Genomic DNA, 25465 nt, shown 5'->3' on the forward strand with positions numbered 1-25465 from the left:
TCGCTTCGGGGCGGGACCGGCCATCGGGGGTCCTACAGGGCTTCCGGGCCGCGTTCGCCGGTACGCACCCTGACCACACTGTCCACGGGGACGATCCAGGCCTTGCCGTCCCCGATCTTGCCGGTGCGCGCGGCCTTGACCAGCACGTCCAGCAGTTCCTCGGCGTCCTCGTCGTCCGCGACGACCTCGATCCGGACCTTGGGCACGAGGTCGACCTGGTACTCGGCGCCTCGGTAGACCTCGGTGTGGCCGCGCTGCCGGCCGTAGCCGCTCGCCTCGGTCACGGTGAGGCCGTGCACGCCGAACGCCTGGAGGGCGTTCTTGACGTCGTCGAGCCGGTGCGGCTTGATCACCGCCGTGATGAGCTTCACGCATCCACCTTCGTGTCGGCGGGCGCCGCGGCGCCCGCGCCCGTAGAGGTGCCGATGCCCGCCGACGGTCGGGTGGAACCGCCGAGTGCGGCGAAGTCGTACCCGGTCTCGGCGTGCTCGACCCGGTCGATGCCGGCCACCTCGTCGTCCTCGGACACCCGGAAGCCGATGGTCTTGTGAATGACCGTGCCCAGGATGAAGGTGACGACGAAGGAGTAGGCGAGGACGGCACCGACGCCGATCAGCTGCTTGCCCAGCTGGTCGAAGCCCCCACCGTAGAACAGGCCCTCGGCATCGTTTTGGATGTGGCCGGTGGCCAGGAAGCCGGGGGCGAGCGAGCCGATGATGCCGCCGACCAGGTGCACGCCGACCACGTCGAGCGAATCGTCGTAGCCGAGCTTGTACTTCAGGCCCACCGCCCAGGCGCAGACGGCGCCCGCGACCAGACCCAGCGCGATCGAACCGAGCGGGCTGAGCGCACCGCACGCGGGGGTGATCGCGACCAGACCGGCCACCGCGCCGGACGCGGCGCCCAGGGTGGTCAGGTGTCCGTCGCGGATCTTCTCCAGGAACAGCCAGCCGAGCATGGCCGCGGCGGTGGCGATCTGGGTGTTGATCAGCGCCCGGCCGGTGACGCCGTCCGCGGCGAGCCAGGAGCCGGCGTTGAAGCCGAACCAGCCGAACCACAGGAGGCCGGCGCCGATCATCACCAGCGGCAGGTTGTGCGGACGCATCGGGTCGCGCTTGAAGCCGACCCGCTTGCCGATCACCAGGATGAGGGCCAGCGCGGCGATGCCGGCGTTGATGTGCACCGCCGTACCGCCGGCGAAGTCGATCACGCCCTTCTCGAACAGCCAGCCGTCCGCGGCCCAGACCCAGTGCGCGATGGGGAAGTAGACCAGGGTGACCCAGAACGCCACGAACACGGCCCAGGCGGTGAACTTGGTGCGGTCCGCGACGGCGCCGCTGATCAGCGCCGGGGTGATGATCGCGAACATGAGCTGGAAGGCCGCGAACACCGTCACCGGGATCGTGTAGCCGTCCCACAACTCCGCGACCCCGATGTCGCGCATGCCGTACCAGTCGAGGTTGCCGACCAGCCCGCCGAAGGCGTCCGTACTGAACGTCATCGAAAACCCGTAGAGCACCCACAGCACCGTCACGACAGCCAGGCAGATGAAGCTCATCATCAGCATGTTCAGGACGCTCTTCACGCGGACCATGCCGCCGTAGAAGAACGCCAGCCCGGGCGTCATGAGCATGACCAGTGCGGCGCTCAGGAGTACGAATGCGGTGTTACCCGTGTCCATACTCTGCCTCTCTTCTCCGTGGCCCCGGCCGACCTCCGGGAGCTCATGGGAAGGAGCTTCGGGGTGTGAGGTTTCACGCCGTGGCGCGACGTGTTTCGCCGACGTGACGCTTGCCGCACATGTGTTTCCGGCGGATGAACGTCCGCTCACGCGCCGAGCCGGCCGGATCGCGCCGCTCGCGCGGGGCTACGGGTCGGGCGGTCGAGGCGGCTCGGGGTCGCGCGCGCGACGCGTGTGTCGGTGTCCGGCGGATGAGCGGCGGGCGACCCACACACAGCCCGTCGACGACATCTGACGCACCGTCAGTTAGTTGGCCTCCGCACCTTATTCGCGCAGGTCGACACGTGCCGACGGAGGGCAACCCTCCGGTTCGGGACCGACGTTTTCGACCCGCTAACGGTTGCGGTGAATCCATTGACATTGATCGCGCCCACTGCCGTAATTAATCACCGCGCTTAACTGACGACCCGTCAAGGCACGTGTCACCACAGGTGAACGGCCCTGTCCGGGATTCGGCGGTTTCGCGCGAACGCGCCACCGCACGGAATGTTCAACAGACCTCGTCAACCGACCAGACCAGCGAGAGGGGGTGACACCGTCGTGTTGCGCCTGCTCGGTCGCAAGTTGCTGGCCCTGATTCCGGTGCTGTTCCTGGTCACGTTCGCGACCACGGCCCTGCCCGACCTGGTGGACGGCTCACCGGTCGCCCAGATGCTCGGCCCCGGCTCCACACCGCAGGACCTCAAGGACCTGGAGCACGAGTTCGGGTACGACAAGTCGCTGCCCGTCCGATACGTGACCTGGGTGGGCAACGCGCTCACCGGCGACCTCGGGGAGTCCCTGAAGACCCGGACCTCCGTCATGGACGGCATCAGCGAGCGGTTCCCGGTGACCCTGGAACTCGCCGTCTTCGCCCTGCTCATGGCCCTGACCGTGGCCGTGCCGCTGGGCGTGTGGACGGCCGCGAAGGCGGGCGGTCGCGTCGACCGCGTGATCGGCGGGCTCTCCTCGGGCCTGCTGTCGATCCCCACCTTCGTCAGCGTGTTCATCCTCGTCTACTTCTTCGCGAACCCGAACATGATGCTCGCCTTCAAGCCGACGGGCTGGGAGTACATCTCGGTCGACTTCGCCAAGAACATCGAGTTCGCGTTCCTGCCCGCCCTGGCCCTGGCCCTGGCGGAGATCCCGCAGTTCCAACGCCTGTTGCGCAGCGACATGCTCGCCACGCTCCAGGAGGACTTCATCCTGACCGCGCGGTCCAAGGGCCTGTCCACGCCGTACGTGCTCTTCCGGCACGCGCTGCGGCCCTCGTCCTTCTCGCTGCTGACCGTCTCCGGCCTGACCCTGGGTCGATTGATCGGCGGTACGGTCATCGTCGAGTCCTACTTCGCCATCCCCGGCTTGGGACAGGGCATGTACCAGGCGATCAACGGCAAGGACATCCCCGTCGTGCAGGGCACGGTCGTGGTGATCGCGATCATCTACGTGCTGCTCAACACGCTCGTGGACATCGGCTACTCCCTCATCGACCCGAGAGTGAGGGCCCGATGAGCACACTCGAAACCGCGCCCGAGCCCGCCCTGGGCGCCGCCGAACCCACCGGCCTGCGCCCCTCGCAGGTCAAGCGGGCCAAGAGCGGCAAGGCCCGCAAGCGCCCCAGCATCCTGCTCTGGTTCGCCATCGCGTGGATGAGCGTCGTGCTGCTCGGCGCGCTGCTGAGCCTGATCGCCCCCGGCGTCTTCCCGCACGAGTACGGCAAGGCGTTCGGCGAGGCGAAGCAGAAGCCCTTCGCGGCCTGGCCGGAGTTCCTCGGCACCGACGGCCTCGGCCGCAGTCACCTGACCCGGCTCGCCTTCGGCGCTCGCGTGTCGATGATCGTCGCGCTGGTGTCGGTCGTGGTCGGCGTGGTGATCGGCGGTCTGCTCGGTCTGGTCGCGGCCTACTTCCGCGGCGTCACCGAGATGATCATCGACCTGTTCTCCGACGCGCTGCTCGCCTTCCCGCCGCTGATCCTGCTGCTCGCGCTGTCCTCGGTGTACGAGCCGTCGCAGACCAGCATCACCGCCGGTCTCGCCGTGTTGACCATCCCCGGCTTCACCCGGCTGACCAAGGCGAGCGCGATCGCCCAGTCCAACCGCGAGTACGTCACCGTGGCCAAGGCGATGGGCGCGGGTCCGGGTCGGATCATCTTCAAGGAACTGTTGCCCAACACGTTCCCGGCGGTGATGTCGTACTCGGTGATCGTGATGGCGGTGCTGATCGTCGCGGAGGGCTCGCTGTCCTTCCTCGGCCTGAGCATCCCGCCGCCGATGCCCAGTTGGGGCGGCATGATCAACGCCGCCAAGGACGACCTCTCGCTGTATCCGTCCCAGGTGTTCGTGCCGTGCGGCGTGCTCTTCCTGACCGTCTTCTCGCTCAACGTCATCGGCGACCGGCTGCGCGCGAAGTTCGACGTCCGCGACACCAAGCTGTAGCCGAGGGATCGGCGCCGGCCCTCACCGCGAGGGCCGCCGTCGATCCCGTTCTTCGACCCCCTCACACAGACGGGACCGCTCTCATGGACGGGATCCAACAGCCGCGCGGCGCGAAGGTGGCGTGGTGACCATGGCGGAGCCGAAGACGACCGGCTCGCCCACGCCGGACGCACCACTGCTGCGGGCCACCGACCTGCGGGTCCACCTGGACACCCCGCGCGGGCTGCTCAAGGCGGTGGACGGGGTCTCCTTCAGCATCGAACGCGGCGAGACGCTCGGCCTGGTCGGCGAGTCCGGCTCGGGCAAGTCGATGCTGGTGCGCTCACTGATGGGCATCTGCCCCTCGATCGCCGACATCCACGGCAGCGTGCGCCTGGACGGCCGCGAACTGGTCGGCGTACCGCGCAAGGAGGCCCGCACGATCTGGGGCAACCGGATCGCGATGGTCTTCCAGGACCCGATGACCTCGCTCAACCCGGTGCTGCGGATCGACCGCCAGCTCACCGAGTCGATGCGGCTGCACCTGGGCATGGGCAAGAAGGAGGCCGGCGAGCGCGCGATCGAACTGCTCACGCTGGTCGGCATCCCCGAGCCGGTCAAGCGCGCCCGGCAGTATCCGCACCAGCTCTCCGGCGGCATGCGCCAGCGGGTGACCATCGCGATGGCGCTCGCGTGCGACCCCGACGTGCTGATCGCGGACGAGGCGACCACCGCGCTGGACGTGACCGTGCAGCGGCAGATCCTCGACCTGCTCCAGGAGATCCAGGCCGAACGCGGCATGGGCATGATCCTGGTCAGCCACGACCTGGGCGTGGTGGCCGGGCGGACCGACCAGATCGCCGTGATGTACGCCGGCCGCATGGTCGAACACTCGCCCACCGCCGACCTGTTCGCCCACCGCCGGCACCGCTACACCGAGGCCCTGCTGGGCGCCGTGCCGCGCCTGGACGTGCCCCGCGATCAGCGCCCGCGGGCGATCCCGGGCGCGCCGCCCGACCTGGTCACGCTCAAGTCCGGCTGCGCGTTCGCGGCCCGGTGCACGGCGGCGGACGACCTGTGTCGTAGCGAACGGCCGGAGTTGGGCGAGGAACCGGGCACGCACCGGTTCGCCTGCCACCACCCCGTCGGCGAGGACCTCGCCGTCGCCGCGGACGACGCGACCGGGCCGCCGTCCCTGATCAAGGAGGCCTCCGCATGACCGCCGACGGCACCGCGCCGGGCGCGCTCGCCCTGGACACCAAGCCCGCCGCCGAGCCCGCGACCGGCACCGACCCGCTGCTCACGGTCACCGACCTGGTGCAGCGCTTCCGGGTGCCCGGCGGGATGATGAACGCCGTCGCGGGCGTGAGCTTCGAGCTCGGGCGCGGCCGTACGCTCGGTCTGGTCGGCGAGTCCGGCTGCGGCAAGTCCACGCTGGCCCGGGCCATCCTGCAGTTGACCAAGCCGTCCGAGGGCTCGGTCCGGTTCGACGGGCAGGAACTGACCACGCTGCCCAAGGCCGGCCTGCGCACCATGCGCCGGCGGATCCAGATGGTGTTCCAGGACCCCATCTCGGCGCTGAACCCGCGTCGGAAGATCTTCGACATCGTCGCCGAGGGGCTGGTCATCTCCGGCCTGTCCGCCGAGGAGATCCGCCCGCGGGTGGAGGCGGTGCTGCGCCAGGTGGGCCTGGACCCGGAACTGGTCGCCGATCGGCGTCCGCATCAGTTCTCCGGCGGACAGTGCCAGCGGATCGCCATCGCCCGGGCCATGGTGGTCGATCCCGACCTGCTGATCTGCGACGAGCCGGTGGCGTCCCTGGACGTGTCGGTGCAGGCGCAGGTGCTGGACCTGCTCGACGAGATGAAGACCCGCACCGGTGTGTCGATGATCTTCGTCGCGCACGACCTCGCGGTGGTGCGCAACATCAGCGACGACGTCGCGGTGATGTACCTGGGCACCATCGCCGAGACCGGCGACACCGCGGCGATCTACGACTCCCCCGCGCACCCCTATACGCGCGCCCTGCTCGACGCGGTGCCCGCGCCGGACCCCGCGGCGGCGCCGGCCGGCCCCTCGCTCAAGGGCGAGATCCCCTCGCCGATGAACCCGCCCAGCGGCTGCCGGTTCCGGACCCGCTGCCCGATCGCGCGCGACGAGTGCGCCGCGCACGTGCCGACGCTGCGCGAGATCGCGCCGGGGCACCGGGTCGCGTGTCACTTCCCGCTGGTGGGCGAGGCGGCCGTGTTCGACCGCGCCGTCTCGGCCGCGGAGCCCGCCCCGAAGGCCGAGGCCGCCTCCGAGGCGCCGGCCGAGGCCGGGTCGAAGGCCGACGCCGCGGTCGACGCAGAGGCCGACGCCCAGGCCGACGCCCGGGTCGAGGTCACGTCGGAGTCCGGGAGCGAGGCCGAGGTCACCTCGACATCCGGGAGCGAGGCCGAGCCGAAGGTCGAGCCCAAGCCGGAGACCGAGTCCGAGCCGGCCGCCGAGGCCGCGGCCGAATCCGAGGCGGAAGCGGAAGCGGGGGCAGCGGCGGAGCCGGCGGCCGAGGCCAAGTCCACGACCAGGGCCGAGACTGCCGAGCGGGACTGAGCACCGACACCCGACGCGGTACGGCCGACCCCGGCCGTACCGCGTCGCTGTCCGTACACGGGCGTGTCCGGGCCGGGCGATGGGGGGCCGAATCGGGCATCCCGTCGACGATGCGACACGTGTCGACCTATAGCCTCACGGCGCTGACCGCGCTCACCGCGCGGCAGCCGGCCTCCGGCCGGCCTGCTCCACGCTTGAGGACGTTTCCAGTGGCACACGCACGAACCTTCGCCCTTCGGGCACGCCGTCGCACCGCCGCCGTGATCGCGGCGATCGGCCTCCTGGCCGCGGCCGGCTGTGGTGCCGAGTCGAGTGAGATCCCCAGCGCCGCGGGCACGCCCAGGGCCGGCGGCTCACTGGACATCCTGGCCACCGCCGACGCCCGCAGCCTCGACCCCTTCCTGCCCTCGTACGCCGCGCAGGCGGACGGAAACCGGATGGCGGCGCTGTACGACAGCCTGGTCTGGACGAACCCGGTCACCGGCTCGGTGCAGCCGCAGCTCGCCGAGAGCCTGGCCCCGGTGGAGGGCGGCGGCAACAAGATCTGGAGCCTGCGGATCCGGCCCAACCTCAGGTTCACCGACGGCACGGTCTTCGACGCCGCGTCCGTCAAGATCAACTGGGACACGCACGCGGTGCCCACCACCAAATCCCGGCAGCGGGACGCCACCGTGGGCATGAAGAGCCAGATCGGCGCCGACGCGCTCGAACTGCGGATCATCCTGGACAAGCCGAACAGCAACTTCGACCGCCTGGTCGCGCGCAGCCTGTCCTTCATCGCCTCGCCCAAGGCGATCGCCGAGGGCGTCGACAAGCTGGCCGAACACCCGGTCGGCGCGGGCCCGTTCATGCTCCCCGAGGGCGGCTGGGTCAAGGGCGACCACCTGACCCTGGTGAAGAACCCGACCTACTGGCAGGGCCCGGCCAAGCCGTTCCTGGACAGCGTCACCTTCCGCTTCGAGGGCTCCGGCAGCGCGGCGGTGGACAAGGTGAAGAAGGGCAAGGCCGACGTCGCCAACGTCAGCGACGCGTTCACCCTCGAGGCCGCGCGCGACGCGGGCATCGGCGTCGAGTCGCTCGCGCTCTCCGGCGGCCAGTTGCTCAGCTTCGACACCTCCGGCGGCCCCACCGCCAGCCCCGAGGTGCGCCGCGCGATCGTGCTGGCGCTGAGCAGCGACGAGATCAACAAGCGCGTGTACGGCGGCACGGGCACCCCCGCGCGCGGCATCTTCAACCAGGCCAACGCGCTGGCCAACCCGCAGTTGTCCGCGCCGGAGAACAAGCCGCAACAGGCCGCCGAGTTGTTCGGCAAGGTGACCGAGCACGGCGCCAAGCCGATGCGGATCAAGTTCTTCGCGCCCAAGAGCGCCGCGATCGACGAACTGGGCCGCTACCTGAAGGAGACGCTGGAGCGGTACCCCGGCGTCGCGCTCGACGTGGAGACCGCCGACCTCTCCGAGTTCGTCAAGCGCTCGAACCTGGCCGAGGCGTTCGACGTCAAGGTCAGCCAGTTGCTCGCCGACGACCCCGAGCCGGTGGTCTACCAGTACCTGCACCGGGGCAGCCCGAGCAACTGCTGCTTCTACGGCGACGACGTGGTGGACCGGGCGCTCGACGACGCCCGCAACACCACCGACCCGTCCCGGCGCCGCGCCGCCTACACGCAGCTCCAGCTCCAGTTGGACCGGGACATGCCGCTGTGGGTCTACCAGGAGGCGGTCGTGGCGGGGGTGTTCCATTCCGGGGTTACCGGCGTGCAACTGTGCAACGACGGCATCTTCCTCTTCGATCGCATCGGCAAAAAGGACTGACTGGTCATCAGAAGTACAACGGTGACCCGATCTTGATGGACCAGATCGCCGGAAGGCAGTAGAAAGGGACGGCACCCTTACCAGTCGGTTCGTGGAGGCCGGGAATCACCTTCGTGATTCCCGGCCTTCACGTGTCTCGACTCCGGGCCGCAGACACCCGAGTAGCACGCACCACCGCACGACAGCACAGCCGCACGGACGCACCACCATGCTCCACCCGGGGCGCCGTCGCCCTCTCCCCCCGAGTCGGCCGACGTACCCGGCACCAAGCACGTCCGCCGCCCGGCCACGGAAGCCCGGGCGGTCCGTCAGGTGAAGGTTGGCCCTGCAGTGACTCGTACTTCCCCGTTGTCCCTTCGATCCACGCGCCTTCCCCGTCCCCGGCGCCGAATAACCGTGCTGGTCGTCGCGACCGCACTGGCCACCGTCCTCGCCGGTTGCGGGGGCGACGACGACACCAAGCCGTCGGCCGCGGGCACGCCCAAGCAGGGCGGCTCGCTCACCATGAGCCTCCCGGGCGACTCCACCAGCCTGGACCCGTTCTCCACGTCGTACGTCAACGTCGCCGACGGCAGTCGCATGCAGGCGCTCTACGACTCGCTGGTGTGGGCGGACCCCACCACCGGCAGTGTGCGCCCGCAGATCGCCGAGTCGCTGACGATCAACGGCCCCAAGGCCGACACGTGGCGACTCAAGCTCAAGCCCAACGTGAAGTTCAGCGACGGCACGGTGTTCGACGCCGAGGCCGTCCGGTTCAACTGGGACCGCCACAAGGACCCCAAGGTCGGTTCCTTCCAGCGCGGCGCGGCGAGTGTGATCCTCTCGCTCACCGTCGCCGACCCGCTCACCCTCGACATCAAGCTGGTCAGCGAGAACGCGAACTTCGACCACCTGGTGACGCGCAACCTCTCCTACATCGCCTCGCCCACCGCGCTTCGGGCCGGCCCCACCGGAATCGGCGACAAGCCGGTCGGCGCGGGTCCGTACAAGCTGGTGAAGTGGGAGCGGGGGGTCAAGCAGACCTACACCCGAAACCCCGACTACTGGCAGCTCGAGAAGGGTCTGCCGCACCTGGACAACCTGACCATCACGGTGGACACCGACGTCAACCATTCGGTAGCCGCGGTCGACGAGGGCAAGACCGACCTGACCGTCGCGGTGGACCCGCTCGCCACGGCACAGGCCGAGGAGAAGAAGCTGGGTGTGACGCGCATCGGGCTGAACGGCGGCCAGATGGTCGTGTTCAACCTCAGCGTCGCGCCGTTCAAGGATCTGCGGGCCCGCCGCGCGTTCGTCTACGCGTTCAACGGGATCGACATCAACCAGAAGTTCTTCGGCGGCAAGGGTACGCCCGCCAAGGGCATCTTCGCGGCGTCCTCCCCCGTGGCCAACATCCAGCTCGCCGCCTCGGAGAACGACCCGAAGCGGGCCAAGGAGCTCTTCGACGACGTGACGGCGGGCGGCACCAAGCCGCTCAAGTTCACCTACTGGGTGCCGCAGGCCCCCGCGTCGATCCGGGTCGCCGAGTACATGAAGCAGGTCCTGAACACCTACCCCGGCGTCGAGATGGAGGTCAAGGTCGTCGACATCGCGACCTATGTCAAGACCGTCCGCAGCGGCAACACGGAGTGGGCGGCCGCTCTCGGTCAGCAATGGATCGACGACCCGGAGCCGGGCATCTACGATCTCCTGCACAGCAAGAGCATGCCGAACAACAGCAATTACGAGAACCAGGCGGTCGACACCGCGCTCGAGGACGCGCGCAGGACGACCGACCCCGCCCAGCGACGCGACGCGTACACGCGTGTACAGCTGCAGGTGAACAAGGACATGCCGTTCTGGGTCTACCAGGAAGCGGTCACCGCCGCGGTCTACAGCCCCAGGATCACCGGCATCCAGTTGGCCAACGACGGCGCCATCCTGTGGGACCGGATCGGCACCACCGGCTAGTTGATCCACCCGTCCCGCCCGGGCCCGTGTGCCCGGGCGGGACGCCTCTCGGCAACCCCGGGCCCGATCACGCCCGCCACGCGGACGCACCCGGTTCCGCCGCGGGACGGGCGCGAGCCGCCGCACCACAGCGCTACCGCACTTCCGGAACGACTGCACGACTGCACCGACGCACGAGGCACGTTCGAACCCCACAGTGATAGGTAGGTAGGCCGGCAGTGGTAACCCACCCGAAGACACCCTCGAGACGACCACCGTGCCGCGGCCCGCGCCGCCGACTTGCCCTCGCTCTCGCCCTCGCGGCGGCGACGGTGCTGGCGACGGCGGGCTGCGGCTTGGACTCCTCCGACTCCGGGAGTTCCTCCGGTGAGCCCGAGCGCGGTGGTTCGGTCACGATCCTGATGCCCGGCGAGGAGCGCGGGCTCGACCCGTTCACCGCCTCCTACTCCAGCGTCGCCGACTCGAACCGGTTGTCCGCGCTGTACGACGTCCTGGTGTGGACCGATCCGAGCACGGGCGGGGTGCGCCCCAAGCTCGCCGAATCGCTGGCCTCCGACCAGAGCGCGCGGATCTGGACCCTGACCCTGCGCCCCGACGTGCGCTTCAGTGACGGCAGTTCGCTCGACGCCGGCACGGTCAAGGCGAACTGGGAGGCGCACCGCGACCCCGCGGTGCGCTCGCTGGTCGGTGGTCCGCTGCGCGGGGTGCTGCTGACCGAGGTCTCCGCGCTCCAGTTGCGGATCGAACTGCCCTCCTCGAACGCCAACTTCGACCACACCATCGCGCGCAACCTCTCCTTCGTCGCGCCCCGACGCCTGGTCGCCACCGCCGACGGCCGCTACGAGCTCAAGCACGCGCCGGTGGGCGCCGGCCCGTTCAAGGTGAAGAGCTGGGAGCCGGGCAAGGAGCTGCGGTTGGAGCGCAACCCCCAGTACTGGCAACGGAATCGGCCCTACCTCGACGAGGTGGTCTTCCGGGTGGACAAGGACGTCGAGGGCGCGAACAAGTCGATCCGGGCGAAGCGGGCCGACCTCACCCTGACCACCGATCCGCAGAGCGTGGCGCAGGCCCGCGCGGACGGACTGGTCGCCGAGGACACCCGCCTCAACGGCGGACTGATGGTCGCCTTCAACGTGCGCAAGGGGGCCTTCCAGGATCCGGCCGCCCGCCGGGCGGTGGCGCTGGCGCTCAGCAGCGCCGAGATCAACCGGCGTTTCTACGGCGGCCGGGGCGAATCGGCGCGCGGCATCTTCGACGCCACGTCGCCGCTGGCGAACGTCAACCTGGCCGCGCCGGAGAATCGGCCCGAGGAGGCCCGCGCGCTGTTCGCGCAGCTCACCAACAACGGGAAGAAACCGTTCGTCTTCCGCTACCTGGTGCCCGACAACACCAAGATGCGCGGCACCGCCGACTACATCCGGCAGACCCTGGAGGGCTACCCGGGCGTCACCGTGATCGTCGAGGTCACCGACATGGCCTCGCTGGTGACCCGGTTGGCGGGCAACGACTTCGACGCCACCGTATGTCAGCTCTGGGCCGACGACGTCGAGCCGACGATCTATCAATTCCTGTACAGCAAGGCCGGGTTGAGCAACATCACCGGCTACGCGAACGACGTCGTGGACGCCGCTCTGGAGGACGGTCGGCGATCCACCGACGCGTCCTCGCGGCGGGACGCCTACACCCGGTTGCAGAACCAGGTGAATCGCGACCTGCCGTTCTGGGTCTACTCGTCGGCGGTCATCGGCGCGGTACACCGGGCCGATCTGGCCGGTATCCAGCTCTTCAACGACGGCCTGATCCACTTCGACGCCATCGGGCGGCGCTGATGAGCGGCTGACCCCCACAGACCCGGCCGGGTGGCCGGCGCGCCCCGGTGTCCTCGGCGTCGCGCACACCACCCGGCCGTGCACCACCGCACCATCACACCCGATCCGAACGGGGATCGGATGTGCCTTGTGACAACGGAGGAGTCACATGAGCAACAACCTCGGCAACAACGCACGAAAGCGCGCGGCGGCCATCGCCGGCGTTTCCGCACTCGCCCTGACCCTCGCCGCGTGTGGCGGCGGGGACGACGCCGGCGGCGGCAAGGCCGACCCGAACGCGTCCGCGGGCGCCAAGAAGGGCGGCAACCTGACCCTGCTCACCGTGTCCGACGCGCGCAGCATGACGCCGTTCAACGCGTCCTACGCGGCGGTCACCGACCTCAACCGCATGCTCGCCGTCTACGACGCGCTGTTCTACGTGGACAACACGCAGAACAAGGTGGTCCCGCAGATCGGCGAGAGCCTCAAGAGCGACGACGGCGGCAAGGTCTGGACCCTCAAGGTCAAGCCGAACGTCAAGTTCAGCGACGGCACCCCGCTCGACGCCGCCGCGGTCAAGTTCAACTGGGAGATGCACGCCAAGCCGGAGGTGCTCAGCCAGCACCGCCCGGCCGCGACCGGCCTGGGGCTGGAGGTGGCCGACCCGCTGACACTCAGGATCACCCTGCCGATGCTGAACGCGAACTTCGACCGCACGGTCGCCTCGGAGCTGTCCTACATCGAGTCGCCCAAGCAGTACGCGGCCGACCCCAAGGGCGAAAAGCCGGTCGGCGCGGGTCCGTTCGTCCTCAAGACCTGGACCCGGGACAGCCAGATGGTGTTCGAGAAGAACCCGAACTACTGGCAGGGACCGGACAAGCCCTACCTGGACACGCTGACCATCAAGGTGGTCAACGACGTCAAGCAGCAGGTCGACACGATCAAGGCCGGTGGCGCGGACATCACCTTCACGATCGACTCGCAAAAGACCAAGGCCGCGCAGGAAGGGGGCCTGGGCGTCACGCCGTTCACCCTCGACGGCGGCCAGATGATCGTCTTCAACACCTCCACGGCGCCGTTCGACGACGTTCGCGCGCGTCGTGCGGTCGCGCTCGCGCTCGACCCGGTCGACCTGAACCAGAAGATGTACGCGGGCACGGCGACCCCGGCCAAGAGCATCTTCCACAGCGGCAAGACCTTCACCGACCCCACCGCCGCGCAGCCGAGTCCGAACAAGGTCGAGGCGCAGAAGCTCTTCGACGAGCTCGCGGCCGAGGGCAAGCCGGTCAAGTTCAACTACCTGGTCCCGGAGAACCCGACCTCCAACGCGACCTCCGAGTACACCATGACCGCGCTCAACGCGTTCAAGAACGTCGAGGTCAAGCTCGACAAGGCCGAGGTCGCCAGCTACTACCTGCGACTGACCGTGCAGAAGAACTACACCGCGGCGCTCTACCAGATCTGGTCCAGCGACCCGGAACCGGTGCTGTTCAACAGCCTGTTCTCGCAGACCCCGTTGAACTTCACCGGATACAAGAGCCCCGAGGCGGACGCGGCGCTGATCAAGGGCCGCTCCACCACCGACGAGGCGGCGCGCAAGGCCGCCTACTCCGACCTGCAGAAGGCGCTCGTCAAGGACCTGCCGATGCTCGCCTACCAGGAAGCGGTCACCAACATCATCTCCGGCCCCAGGGCCGTGGGTGTGGTGGGTGTGCAGGACGGTGGCATGCTGATGGACCGGGTCGGCCTGAAGTAGCCGAACACCGGTCCCGGATCACCTCCGGCTGATCCGACGCACCGTCACCTCGGGTGTCCGGGAGGCCCGTTCGCGATCCGCGAGCGGGCTTCCCGGCCGCCTCGCGGAGGCCGGGAACTACCGGCCTCCCGACACGATTCGACAACTGTCTGTAACGATGTAACAGATCGGCTTACAGGTCGTGCAAGTTGCGCCGAGTGGACCTACGGTGTGCCGCACGCAGTACCGATTCGGCAGTGCCCGCTCCACAGCTCATGGCTCCCGGCACCACTTGTGTTGTTCCCGGCGGAGGTGGCAAGAACGTTGTCTGCACGACGCACGACCGCACGTCGCACGACTCTCGTCTCGATGATGGTGGTCCTCGGTATCACGGCCACCGCGTGTGGCGGATCGGACGACTCCGGCTCCTCGGGCGGCAAACAGTCGACCGTCCAGGGCGAGGCCAAATCCGGCGGCAGCATGACCATGCTGGCCGTCCAGGACTCCGCCTCGCTCGACCCGTTCAAGGCCGCCTCCGTCGCGGTGGCGGACGAGCCGCGCCTGGCGGCGCTGTACGACCCGCTGTTCTACATCGACGCGACGGACAACTCGGTCAAGCCGCACCTCGGTGCGAGCCTGGCCACCTCGGACAACGGCAAGACCTGGCAGCTCAAGCTCCGGCCGGGGGTCGTGTTCTCCGACAACACGCCGTTGAACGCCGAGGCGGTCAAGTTCAACTGGGACATGCACGCGAAGGCGGAGACCCAGTCCCAGCACCGCCAGATAGCCGCGGGGCTGACCAGCAAGGTGGTCGACGGGACCACGCTGGAGATCACCCCGCTGGGCATGCCGAACGCCAACCTGGACCGCGCGATCGCGATCGACCTGACCTACATCGCGTCGCCCGCGTCGCTGGCCAAGGGTCCGGACGAGTACCGCAACAAGCCGGTCGGCGCCGGACCGTTCAAGCTGGAGAGCTGGACCCGCGGCAGCCAGCAGGTCTACGTCAAGAACGAGAACTACTGGCAGAAGGACAAGGGTCTGCCCAAGCTGGACAAGCTGACCATCAAGAACGTGCCGGACGTCAAGCAGCAGTACAACACCGTCAACAGCGGCGGCGCGGACATCTTCCTGAGCTCCGACAACGCCACCATCGCGCTGGCGGAGAAGTCGATCGGCGTCGTCCAGCGCTCGGTCGACGGCGGCCAGATGATCCAGTTCAACATGACCAAGCCGCCGTTCGACGACCCGCGGGCACGGCAGGCGATCACCCTCGCCCTGGACCCGGCCGGCATCCCCAAGACCCTCGCCAACGGCTACGTGCCCGCGAAGGGCTACTTCGCCCAGAAGTCGCCGTTCTACGACGCGGCGAGCGCGCAGGCCGCGCCCGACAAGGCCAAGGCCAAGCAGCTCTTCGACGAGCTCGAACGCGACGGCAAGAAGGTCGAGTTCAACTACCTGCTCCCGCAGAACCCGTCCTCGGTCAAGGTCGCCGAGTGGATGCAGACCCAGCTCGCCGAGTACAAGAACGTCTCGATGAAGCTGGAACCGCTGGAGATCGGCGCCTACATCGAGAAGTACGCGTTCCGCCGCGACTTCCAGGCGATGCTCTTCCAGCAGTGGCTGGTCGACCCCGAGCCGCTGGCCTTCAACAACTGGTTCTCCAAGAGCCCGACCAACTTCATCGGCTGGAACAACCCGGCGGTGGACGCGGCCCTGGTGACCGGCCGCAACTCGACCGACCCGACCATCCGCAAGCAGGCCTACTCGGATCTGCAGAAGGCGATGTCCGCCGACCTGCCGGTGTGGACGTACGCCGAGTCCTCGATCGGGGTCCTGTTCAACAAGAAGGTCACCGGCGTCGCGCAGTACAACACCGGCGTCTTCTTCATGGACCGGGTCGGGCTGAAGTAGTCCCGCCTTCCACCGTTCGGCCCCCGTCCGCCTCGCGCGGGCGGGGGCCGACGCGCCTCACGCGGTGGGGAACGGCGCCTCGGGCAACTCGCGGGCCACCCGGGCGGCCAGCTCGCGTACCGCGGGATCGGCCGGGAAGCGCCCGGCCAGCGCCTCGACGGTGCGGCGCAGCCGCACGATCAGCCGCTCCGACCGCACCCGGGAGGCGATCTCCAGCGCCGCGCCGGCCTGCTCGACCGCGGCCGGCGGGTCGTTCTCGATCAGGAACACCGTGGCCAGCCCCACCCGGGCGAGCGCGAGGCTGCGGACGAACTCGTCGGTGCCCCGCAGCAGCCGTACGGCCTCGCCCAGCCGCTCCCCGGCGGGGGTCACGAACGCCGGCCGGGTGTAGGCGAGATCGCGATACGCGTGCCCGCTCTCGGCGAGCAGTTCGGCCCGGTCGAAGTAGCGGATCCAGTCCGGCTCGGTCCCGGGCCGGCTGTCGGCCAGCGCCTGTTCGGCCAGGCCCAGCGCGCGCCTACATCGATCCGCGTCGCCCAGCGCGGCGTACGCACGCCCCTCCAGCGCGCACAACATCGCCTGGAGCCCGGCTCCACCGGTGTCCCGGCTGCCGTACTGGGCCAGGTGGATCAACTCCAGCGCGTCCTCGGGCAGCTCGTAGTGGATCATCTGCCGGGACATCACCCCGAGCACATTGGCCCCGAACGGCGCGTCGTCGCACTCCCTCGCGGCGTGCAGCGCGAGCACCATGTACTTCTGCGCGCCCGGTTGCAGCCCGGTGTCGTAGGACATCCACCCGGCGAGCAACGCGAGTTCGGCGGTCAGGCCGAGCAGCCGGGACCGCATGGCGGCCGACTGCTCGGCGCGCAACAGGTCGGTGAGCGCGTTGAGTTGTCCGATCACCGCCTTGCGCCGCAACCCGCCACCGCCCTGCATGTCCCAGCGCCGGAACAACCGCACCGAGTCGCGCAGGTGTTCGGTCGCGGCGGCCGGCAGCCGCATCGGGCGAGCCGGCCGCGAACCGTTGCCGACCCCGATCGGCGCCGGCGCCGCGGTCGGCGTCGCGGGCAGCGGCGCCGACCAGCGCTGGAGCGGTTCGACCAGGTCGCGGCCCGCCGCCAGGCGCAGCGCCGGGCCGACGAACTCCTGTCGGCCCAGCAGCAGATCGCCCCGGGTGTACTCGCCGAGGATCTCCACCACGGTCTCGAACGTCCAGGGCAGGTCCACGCCGAAGTCGCCGTGCGGCTCGTCCGGCTCGCGCAGGCCCAACTCGTCGATGCTGACCACCCGGCCGAACCTCCGGGTGAACAACTCGGCCAGGATCTGCGGTATCGGCTCGCGCGGTTGTTCCCCGTCCAGCCAGCGGCGCACCCGCGAGGTGTCGGTGCTCACGTGGGGGGCCGACATCGCCCGCGCGTGCCGGTTCACCTGGCGTGCCAGTTCGCCCTTCGACCACCCGCTGCGGGCGAACCACGCGCCGAGCCGGTCGTTGGGTTGCCGCCCGCCGTCCGGCTCGTGTTCGTCCGCGGACCCACCGTCCCGCGTTCGCGTCGTCGCCACCGCATCGCCCCCATGCCCTCAGCGGTCCGGCCGGTCAGGCGTCGGGCCCCGATGGGAACCGTACGCGCAGGCCCGTTCGCCGAACGTATTCGCAACTCGCGCGCAGGCGTCGGTCGATGCGGTAAACGCCAGGCTTCGCCACCCCACGCGCCCGGGACGCGCCAGGGGGGAACCGGCGTTTGACTGATCGTCGACACAGCGTCGACGACGACTGCCGGTCCTGTTCATACCGCGCGGAGCCGACGGCCGTCGAGATGACCTTATGCGGTCACAGCGTAACCAAAAGTAATGAGTGCCGTTGGGGAGGACATGGACATCATGCTCGGATCGCGCCGGCGTACGCGGGCCGCACTGTGGCAGGCGGTGGCCGAGTTCGCGGAGGAGCGCGGCTGGCCGGTGGCCCAGGGCGCGCACCTGGTGCGCGACGGACGCGGCACCCACTGTTCGTGCGGCCGCGTCACGTGTGCCGCGCCCGGCATGCACCCGGCGGACCCGCGCTGGTCGGAGCGGGCCACCGCGTCGCCGGCCGCGGTGCGCTACCTGTGGTCGCAGTGGCCGGACAGCACGGTCGTGGTCCCCACCGGTCGGGTCTTCGACGCGATCAGCGTGCCCCGTCGGGCGGGCACTCGGGCGCTGGTCCGACTGGAGCGCATGGGCACCCCGCTGGGCCCGGTGCTGGCCACGCCGACCGGGCGGGTCGCGTTCCTGGTCGCCCCCGGCGCGGCGGCCGAACTGCCGCACCTGCTCTACCAGATGGGCTGGGACGACGCCGTCCTGGACCTGCGCTGCCACGGCGAGGGCGACTACGTGTTCGCGCCGCCGTCGCCGATGGGCATGCTCGGCCCGGTGGAGTGGATCCGCCCGCCCGAGAGCGGCGACCCGGCGCTCCCGGAAGCCCGCCTGCTGCTCGGCACACTGGCCTACGCGTGCCACCGCGAGGACGCGTCGTCGACCGGCCGAGGACTGTGGCTGGCGTCCTGACGCCGCCCGGGTCCGAACCCGAAAACGCCGGACGGGCCGTGTCGGCCCGCCCGGCGTCGCACGTCGAACCCGCTCAGTCGCCGATCAACGCGTCCACGAACGCGGACGGCTCGAACGGCGCCAGGTCGTCGGGACCCTCGCCGAGGCCGATCAGCTTGACCGGCACGCCCAACTCGCGCTGCACCGAGATCACGATGCCGCCCTTGGCGGTGCCGTCCAGCTTGGTCAGCACGATGCCGGTGATGGCCACCACCTCGGCGAACACCCGGGCCTGGACCAGACCGTTCTGACCGGTGGTGGCGTCCAGGACGAGCAGCACCTCGTCCACCGGACCGTGCTTCTCCACCACCCGCTTGACCTTGCCCAGCTCGTCCATCAGGCCGGTCTTGGTGTGCAGTCGGCCGGCGGTGTCCACGAGCACCGTGTCCACGCCCTCGGCGATGCCCTCCTTGACCGCGTCGAACGCGACGCTGGCCGGGTCGCCCGCCTCCGGCCCGCGCACCGTGTGCGCGCCCACCCGCTCGCCCCACGTCTGCAACTGGTCGGCGGCGGCGGCCCGGAAGGTGTCCGCGGCACCGAGCACCACACTGCGGCCGTCCGCGACCAGGACCCGGGCGAGCTTGCCGGTCGTGGTGGTCTTGCCGGTGCCGTTGACGCCGACCACGAGCACCACGGCCGGACGGTCGCCCCCCTCGCCGCCGGTGTGCCGGGCGGTCTTGAGGGTGCGGTCCAGGTCGGGGCCCAGCAGCGTGAGCAGTTCCTCGTGCAGCAGCGCGCGCAGCTCGGCGGGCGTACGGGTGCCCAGCACCTTGACCCGGGTACGAAGGCGCTCGACCAGCTCCTGCGTGGGCGCCACGCCGACGTCGGCGGTCAGCAGGGTGTCCTCGATCTCCTCCCAGGTGTCCTCGTCCAGGTGCTCGCGCGCCAGCAGCGCCAACAGGCCCTTGCCGAGCGTGGTCTGCGAGCGGGCCAACCGGGCGCGCAGCCGGACCAGCCGCCCGGCCGTGGGCTCGGGCACCTCCAGCGGAACGAGTTCCGGCTCCGCCGGCACGACGACCGACGTCTCCGGCAGATCGACCGTGTCCACGGTGCGCCGGGGCGCTTCGACGGGCGGGGCGGCCTCGTCGCCGACACCCGGCTCGACCGGTGTGCGCGGCGGCGCCGGCGGCACGCCCTTGCGGCGCGAGCCGACCACGAACCAGCCGGCGGCGCCGAGGACGACGAGGGCAATGACGACGATCAGGATCACAGTCTCCATAGGACCTCCAGTCTCCCAGACGGCCCGGCCGCGAACCGCGACCGGCCGCTCCCGGCGGGTCCGCGTCCGACCGCCCGGCCGTGACCGGAAGACCGTTGAATCCTGACACTGCGTCAGATAGCTTGCCAGGGCCAAGCACCGTCCGGCGGATGACACGTGCCCGAGACGGCTTCGGCTCGACCCGGAAGGTGTTCACGCTCCATGGCTGTCACGAATCTGCGGTTCAACCAGGTCCTCCCCGGTCTCGACCGGCAGGAGATGTCCGCGCGCTATCGGGCCACCGTCGAGATGGCGGCCTTCGCGGACAAGAACGGGTTCGACATGATCAGCCTCGAGGAACACCACGGCGCGGACAACGCGTGGAGCCCCTCCCCGCTGAGCACCGCGGGCGCGATCTTCGGCGCCACCGAGCGGATCGGCGTGATCGTCTGCGCGCTGCTCGCCCCGCTGTACGACCCGATCCGGCTGGCCGAGGACATCGCGGTCCTGGACAACATCAGCGGCGGCCGACTCTCCCTGGTCGCCGGCCTGGGCTACCGGCCCGAGGAGTACGCGGCGCTGGGCAAGGACTGGAAGCGGCGCGGGAAGATCCAGGACGAGGTGCTGGAGACGCTGCTCAAGGCGTGGACCGGCGAGCCGTTCGAGTACCGCGGCACCACCGTCCGGGTCACCCCGAAGCCGTTCACCGACCCGCACCCGATGGTCATGGTCGGCGGCACCGCCAAGGCGTCCGTACGCCGCGCGGTCCGGCTGCGCCTGCCGTTCTACGCCGCGGCACCGATTCCGGAGCTCGAGCAGTACTACTACGAGCTCGCCGCCGAGGAGGGCTTCGAGGGCGGCTTCGCGATCCTGCCCCCGGTCAAGACCCGGATGATCTTCTGCACCGAGGATCCGGACAAGGCGTGGGCGGAGTACGGCGAGTACTTCCTGCACGAGGCCACCACGTACGCCGGCTGGCAGACCCCCGACATAGCGTCGGTGGTCGAGTCCTCGGCCACCACGGTCGCCGCGCTGCGCGAGGAGGGCATCTACTGCTGCCTCACCCCCGACGAGTGCGTCGAGATAGGTCAGGCCGGCGGCCTGACCGACGCGCTGATCCTGCACCCCCTGGTCGGCGGCCTGCCGATCGACGCGGGCTGGGCCAGCCTGCAGTTGTTCAACGACAAGGTGATGCCGCGCAACGTGCCGGCCGAGTAGCCCGGCGCCCCGCGCACGGCGGCGGTCACACCCTCGACTCGACCGGGGTGTGGCCGCCGTTCGTGTTCAGCCGCCCGCGACGACCCCGCTCATCGGCTCCGCGTGCTCGGACGCGACCCGCCGGTCCTCCTGCCGCAGCCGCTGGCTGATCACCGTGGTCACCCCGTCGCCGCGCATCGAGACGCCGTACAGCGCGTCGGCGACCTCCATCGTGCGCTTCTGGTGGGTGATCACGATGAGCTGCGAACTCTCCCGCAGCTCCGCGAAGATCCCGATCAGCCGCTGGAGGTTCATGTCGTCCAGCGCCGCCTCGACCTCGTCCATCACGTAGAACGGGCTGGGCCGGGCCTTGAAGATCGCCACCAGCAGGGCCACCGCGGTCAGCGAGCGCTCGCCGCCGGAGAGCAGCGACAGCCGCTTGACCTTCTTGCCCGGTGGCCGGGCCTCCACCTCGATGCCGGTGCTCAGCATGTCGTCCGGATCGGTCAGGATCAGCCGACCCTCGCCGCCGGGGAACAGCCGGGCGAACACGCCCACGAACTCGCGCGCGGTGTCGTGGTACGCCGCCGTGAAGACCTGCTCGACCCGCTCGTCCACCTCCTTGACCACGGTCATCAGGTCGCGGCGGGTGTTCTTCAGATCCTCCAACTGTTCGGCCAGGAAGTTGTGCCGCTCCTCCAGGGCGGCGAACTCCTCCAACGCGAGCGGGTTCACCTTGCCCAGTTGCACGTGCGCCTTCTCCGCGGCGCGCAGCCGCTTCTCCTGCTCGGCCCGGACGTAGGGCCGCGGCAGCGCCTCGGGCGAGTCGGGGTCGCGCTCCTCGCCCTCGGCCGGCGGCGACGGCGGCACGGGTTGGTCCGGGCCGTACTCGGCCAACAGGCCCTCGGCCTCGATCCCGTGCTCCTCCAGGGACCTGGCCTCCAACTGCTCGACCCGCAGCCGCTTCTCCGCCCGCAGCATCTCGTCGCGGTGCACCGAGTCGGTCAGCTTCTCCAACTCGGCGGCGAACGCGCGGGACCTGCCGCGCTCGCGGGCCAGCTCCGCCTCGTGCGCGGCCCGGGCGCCCTCCGCCGCGTCACGCTCCGCCCCGGCGCGCGCCAACGAGGCCTCGACGTGGCGCAGCAGTACCTCCGTGCCCGCGAGCACCGCGCCCGCGACCCGCGCCTCCACCGCCATCCGCTCCCGCCGCCGGGCGGCGCTCGCCCGCGCCTCGCGCTCGGCCCGCGCGCCCCGGTCCAGCGCGTCGGCCCGCCCGGCAAGCGAGCGCACCCGCTCCTCGTGCGTGCGCACCGCGAGCCGGGCCTCCATCTCGGCCTGCCGCGCGGCGCTCGCACCGCCCGCGAGCCGGTCCCGCTCGGCGGTGTCCGGCTCCTGGTCACCCTCGGCCGCGTTGTACTCCTCGGCCGCCTCCAGCCGCGCCGACAGTTCCTCGGCCTCGAGCTCCTCCTGGGCCCGCGCCGCCTCGGCCGCGGCCACCGCGCCCGCCAGCCGCTCCGCCTCGCCGGCCGCCGCCCGGGCCTGGCCGCCGAGCCGGCCCAACTGCTGTGCCGCCGCCGCGGCCTTGTGCTCCGCCTCGCGCCGTTGTGCCGTGATCCGCTCGACCGCGCCGGCCGCCTCGCGCCGGGCAGCCACCGCGTCGGCCAGCGCGTCCGTCAGCCGCGCGCACCGCTCGGTCAGTTCGGCCAGCCGCTCGGCCGCCTCGTCCACCGCCGCCTGCACCTCCAGCAGGCTCGGCGCGCTCGCCGACCCGCCGTGCGCGAAACCCTCGCCGACCAGATCGCCCGCCCGGGTGACCGCCCGCACCCCGGGCAGCGCCCGCACCAGGTCCGCGGCGGCGGCGAGATCCTCCACCACCGCGACCCGATCGAGCAGCCCGGCCACCGCGCCGCGCAACTGCTCGGGTACGGACACCAGACCCGCCGCGTACACCGCGCCCGCCGGCAGCGCCGGCCACCGCGCCGACCCACCGGCCGCCGGCCCCGCCGCCGCGACCCCGCCGAGCAGCAACGCGGCCCGGCCCGCGTCGTCCTTGCGCAGCAGCCGCAACGCCTCCACGGCCGGCTGCACGCCGGTCACCGCGATCGCGTCCGAGGCCGCGCCCAGGGCCGCCGCGACCGCCTGCTCGGCGCCGTGCTCGACGGTGACCAGCGCGGCCACGGTGCCCAGCACGCCGGACAGCCGGTCCCCCGCCGCGAGCAGCGCGCCCGTACCGTCCTTGCGCCGAAGCCCCAACTCCAGCGCCTCCTTGCGCGCGGTGACCGCCGAGCGCTCCCGCTCGGCCTCCTTCTCCGCGTCGCGGGTGGCCGTCAGCGCTTCCTCGGCCTCGGCCAGCGCCTCCTCGGCCGTGCCCAACCGGGCCTCGATCGCGGCGAGTCCGGACCCCGCGCCGTCCTCCGGAGCGCCCTCGACCCCGAGCCGGAGCAGCTCGTACTCCTCCTGCGCGGCGGCCGCGCGCTCGTGTGCCTCGTCCCGGGAGCCGACAAGCCGACCGATCTCGGCCTCCGCCGCGGCCACCCGGCTGCGCGCGGCGCCGACCCGGCCGACCAGCCGGGCCAACCCCTCGCGGCGGTCCGCCAGCGCCCGGGCGACCTCCTTGAGCCGGCGCTCCTCCTCGACCAGGGCGCGCTCCAACTCGCCGCGCCGCTCCACCGTCTCGGCCAGCTCGACCTGCGCGGACTCGAGCGCGGCGGCGAGTTCCGCCTCCTGCTCGCGGATCCGCTCCGCCTCGCGCTCCATCTCCTCCGGGTCGCGCCCGCGCCGCTCGTCGGCGGGCGCCGAGGTCGCGTGCCTGACCCGCTGCCGCGCCAGCCCCGCCGTCCCGCGCACCCGTTCGGCCTGCGCGGACAGCGCGTACCAGGTCTCCTGCGCCCGGGCCAGCCGCGGCGCCATCGACCGCATCTCGGCCTCCAGATGCGCCTCGCGCACCTGGACCGCCCCGAGTTCGCGCTCCACGGCGGTCCGCCGCTCGCGCAACGCGGCCTCGTCCGCGACCTCCTCGGCCAGCGCTCGCTCGAGCGTCACCAGGTCGTCGGCGAGCAGCCGCAGCCGCGCGTCCCGCAGATCCGCCTGGATCGCCGCCGCCCGCCGGGCCACCTGGGCCTGCCGCCCGAGCGGCTTGAGCTGCCTGCGCAGCTCGTTGGTCAGGTCCTGCACCCGGTTCAGGTTGGCCTGCATCGCGTCCAGTTTCCGCAGCGCCTTCTCCTTGCGCTTGCGGTGCTTGAGTACGCCCGCGGCCTCCTCGATGAACGCCCGCCGGCCGGCCGGATCGGCCTGGAGCACCGAGTCGAGCCGCCCCTGGCCGACGATCACGTGCATCTCCCGGCCGATACCCGAGTCGGAGAGCAGTTCCTGGATGTCCAGCAGACGACAGGTGCTGCCGTTGATCTCGTACTCGGATCCGCCGTTGCGGAACATCCGTCGGGTGATGGTCACTTCGGAGTAGTCGATGGGCAGCGCGCCGTCCGCGTTGTCGATGGTCAGACTCACCTCGGCGCGCCCGAGCGGCGGTCGGCCGGCGGTGCCGGCGAAGATGACGTCCTCCATCTTGCCGCCGCGCAACGTCTTGGCGCCCTGCTCGCCCATCACCCACGACAACGCGTCGACCACGTTCGACTTGCCGGAGCCGTTGGGCCCGACGACGCACGTGATCCCGGGCTCGAAGCGCAGCGTCGTCGCCGACGCGAAGGACTTGAAGCCACGCAGTGTCAGACTCTTCAGGTGCACGCGACGAAAGAGTAGTCGGGGGTGCTCGGGCGATTCGTCCGGTCGGTCCCTCCGACGGCGTGTCGGGTGCCCCGGATGGGGGTATCAACCGCTGGAAGCGAGTGGGTGGGCGCAAGGGGGCATGGCGGGGACGGGCACAGGGGGAAGACCGAGGTACCGGGCGCGCGGATCGTGGCGCGCGCCGCAGGGGTCGCGCGGGACTCACGGGAGAGCGGCAACGCTCCGAAAACCGGGGAAAACCGGGTTCGCAAAGGCAACCGGGTTCTCGGATCGGGTGGTTCGGGCACCCACTGCGGTTCGGAACCACTGCGGAAACGACAAAGGGACGCCTTCCGGCGTCCCTGGTTATCGCTTGCGCGGACCTACGCTCGCGAAAGCGCGGGTTCCGCCGCCGCGGAGACGTCGAAGCCGGCAAGCAGCTCGTCCGAAGCGGCGGCGTTGAGCGCGTCGTTACGCTCCTGGGCACGGACAAGTTCCGTTTCCAGGTCACGAACACGCTGCTGGAGCCGTCGATTCTCGGCGAGCAGTCGGGGATCGGGGCCACCGACGTAACCGAGAAGCGCCTTCGCCATGAGAGGGTCCTCCACGCTGAAAATGAATGACCACGCAGATTCGCGGGTCTAAATGTGGCACCCGGCCGCAAGGCTCCTGATAGGGTGCGCGGGCTTCCAGCGTCGCACCAAAAACGCAGGAGGTCAATATCATAACGGCACGATAACGAGACCTTCACCCGATCAAACGCGGTTCGACCGCGGACTGGGGTGACGGCTGTCGTGCTGGGTGTACGAGATCATCTTTCGAC

General features: G+C 70.5%; 17 protein-coding genes. 11 read left to right on the forward strand and 6 right to left on the reverse strand.

Annotated elements, in window-relative coordinates; translation table 11 throughout:
* Positions 1-32: 32 nt before the first annotated feature.
* Positions 33-371 carry a P-II family nitrogen regulator gene (locus ACWCPW_RS30140; RefSeq protein WP_360310627.1) on the reverse strand — a complete coding sequence of 113 codons (339 nt, stop codon included), beginning with the start codon at positions 369-371 and terminating at the stop codon, positions 33-35.
* Entirely contained in the window at positions 368-1681 is a 1314-nt protein-coding gene (locus ACWCPW_RS30145) for an ammonium transporter (protein ID WP_449764723.1), read from the reverse strand. Before ACWCPW_RS30145 ends, ACWCPW_RS30140 begins: the two co-directional genes overlap by 4 nt.
* A 600-nt stretch (positions 1682-2281) precedes the next feature.
* Between ACWCPW_RS30145 and ACWCPW_RS30150 the strand changes: the two genes are divergently transcribed.
* The 9 genes from ACWCPW_RS30150 (at position 2282) to ACWCPW_RS30190 (ending at position 15944) form a co-directional block, all read left to right on the forward strand.
* Positions 2282-3232, forward strand: coding sequence for an ABC transporter permease (locus ACWCPW_RS30150; protein WP_449764724.1), 951 nt, complete (start codon positions 2282-2284; stop codon positions 3230-3232).
* Positions 3229-4155 (forward strand): ABC transporter permease, encoded by a 927-nt coding sequence (locus ACWCPW_RS30155; RefSeq protein ID WP_449764725.1) that lies wholly within the window; start codon positions 3229-3231, stop codon positions 4153-4155. Before ACWCPW_RS30150 ends, ACWCPW_RS30155 begins: the two co-directional genes overlap by 4 nt.
* 130 nt (positions 4156-4285) lie before the next feature.
* Positions 4286-5353, forward strand: coding sequence for an ABC transporter ATP-binding protein (locus tag ACWCPW_RS30160; RefSeq protein WP_449764726.1), 1068 nt, complete (start codon positions 4286-4288; stop codon positions 5351-5353).
* Positions 5350-6726, forward strand: coding sequence for an ABC transporter ATP-binding protein (locus ACWCPW_RS30165; protein ID WP_449764727.1), 1377 nt, complete (start codon positions 5350-5352; stop codon positions 6724-6726). Before ACWCPW_RS30160 ends, ACWCPW_RS30165 begins: the two co-directional genes overlap by 4 nt.
* Before the next feature lie 209 nt (positions 6727-6935).
* On the forward strand, positions 6936-8537 hold the full coding sequence (locus ACWCPW_RS30170) for an ABC transporter substrate-binding protein (protein WP_449764728.1): 1602 nt from the start codon (positions 6936-6938) through the stop codon (positions 8535-8537).
* Positions 8538-8933: 396 nt separating this feature from the next.
* Positions 8934-10487, forward strand: coding sequence for an ABC transporter substrate-binding protein (locus ACWCPW_RS30175; RefSeq protein WP_449764729.1), 1554 nt, complete (start codon positions 8934-8936; stop codon positions 10485-10487).
* Between the two features lie 335 nt (positions 10488-10822).
* Entirely contained in the window at positions 10823-12316 is a 1494-nt protein-coding gene (locus tag ACWCPW_RS30180) for an ABC transporter substrate-binding protein (protein ID WP_449764730.1), read from the forward strand.
* A 148-nt stretch (positions 12317-12464) separates the two neighbouring features.
* Complete coding sequence (locus ACWCPW_RS30185) at positions 12465-14051, forward strand: ABC transporter substrate-binding protein (protein ID WP_449764731.1); 1587 nt, start codon at positions 12465-12467, stop codon at positions 14049-14051.
* A gap of 351 nt (positions 14052-14402) precedes the next feature.
* Positions 14403-15944 (forward strand): ABC transporter substrate-binding protein, encoded by a 1542-nt coding sequence (locus ACWCPW_RS30190; RefSeq protein ID WP_449764732.1) that lies wholly within the window; start codon positions 14403-14405, stop codon positions 15942-15944.
* A gap of 57 nt (positions 15945-16001) precedes the next feature.
* Here ACWCPW_RS30190 and ACWCPW_RS30195 read toward each other — a convergent pair whose 3' ends face one another.
* The gene (locus ACWCPW_RS30195; protein ID WP_449764733.1) at positions 16002-17504 is read right to left on the reverse strand and encodes a hypothetical protein; all 1503 of its coding nucleotides are present in this window, start codon (positions 17502-17504) and stop codon (positions 16002-16004) included.
* A gap of 288 nt (positions 17505-17792) precedes the next feature.
* On the opposite strand from ACWCPW_RS30195, the gene ACWCPW_RS30200 reads away from it, so the two are divergent.
* Complete coding sequence (locus ACWCPW_RS30200) at positions 17793-18485, forward strand: bifunctional DNA primase/polymerase (RefSeq protein WP_449764734.1); 693 nt, start codon at positions 17793-17795, stop codon at positions 18483-18485.
* A 73-nt stretch (positions 18486-18558) separates the two neighbouring features.
* Here the strand turns inward: ACWCPW_RS30200 and ftsY are convergent, their stop codons facing one another.
* Positions 18559-19743, reverse strand: a complete 1185-nt coding sequence (gene ftsY, locus ACWCPW_RS30205) for a signal recognition particle-docking protein FtsY (protein WP_449764735.1) — start codon at positions 19741-19743, stop codon at positions 18559-18561.
* 201 nt (positions 19744-19944) lie between these two features.
* Between ftsY and ACWCPW_RS30210 the strand changes: the two genes are divergently transcribed.
* On the forward strand, positions 19945-20940 hold the full coding sequence (locus ACWCPW_RS30210) for an LLM class flavin-dependent oxidoreductase (RefSeq protein WP_395872638.1): 996 nt from the start codon (positions 19945-19947) through the stop codon (positions 20938-20940).
* A gap of 66 nt (positions 20941-21006) precedes the next feature.
* Here the strand turns inward: ACWCPW_RS30210 and smc are convergent, their stop codons facing one another.
* Together smc and ACWCPW_RS30220 are read right to left on the reverse strand one after the other, a co-directional pair.
* Positions 21007-24663 carry a chromosome segregation protein SMC gene (smc, locus tag ACWCPW_RS30215; RefSeq protein ID WP_449764736.1) on the reverse strand — a complete coding sequence of 1219 codons (3657 nt, stop codon included), beginning with the start codon at positions 24661-24663 and terminating at the stop codon, positions 21007-21009.
* Positions 24664-25025: 362 nt separating this feature from the next.
* Positions 25026-25235 (reverse strand): hypothetical protein, encoded by a 210-nt coding sequence (locus ACWCPW_RS30220; protein WP_395872634.1) that lies wholly within the window; start codon positions 25233-25235, stop codon positions 25026-25028.
* Positions 25236-25465: the final 230 nt, after the last annotated feature.

The organism is Embleya sp. NPDC001921 (assembly GCF_053594475.1).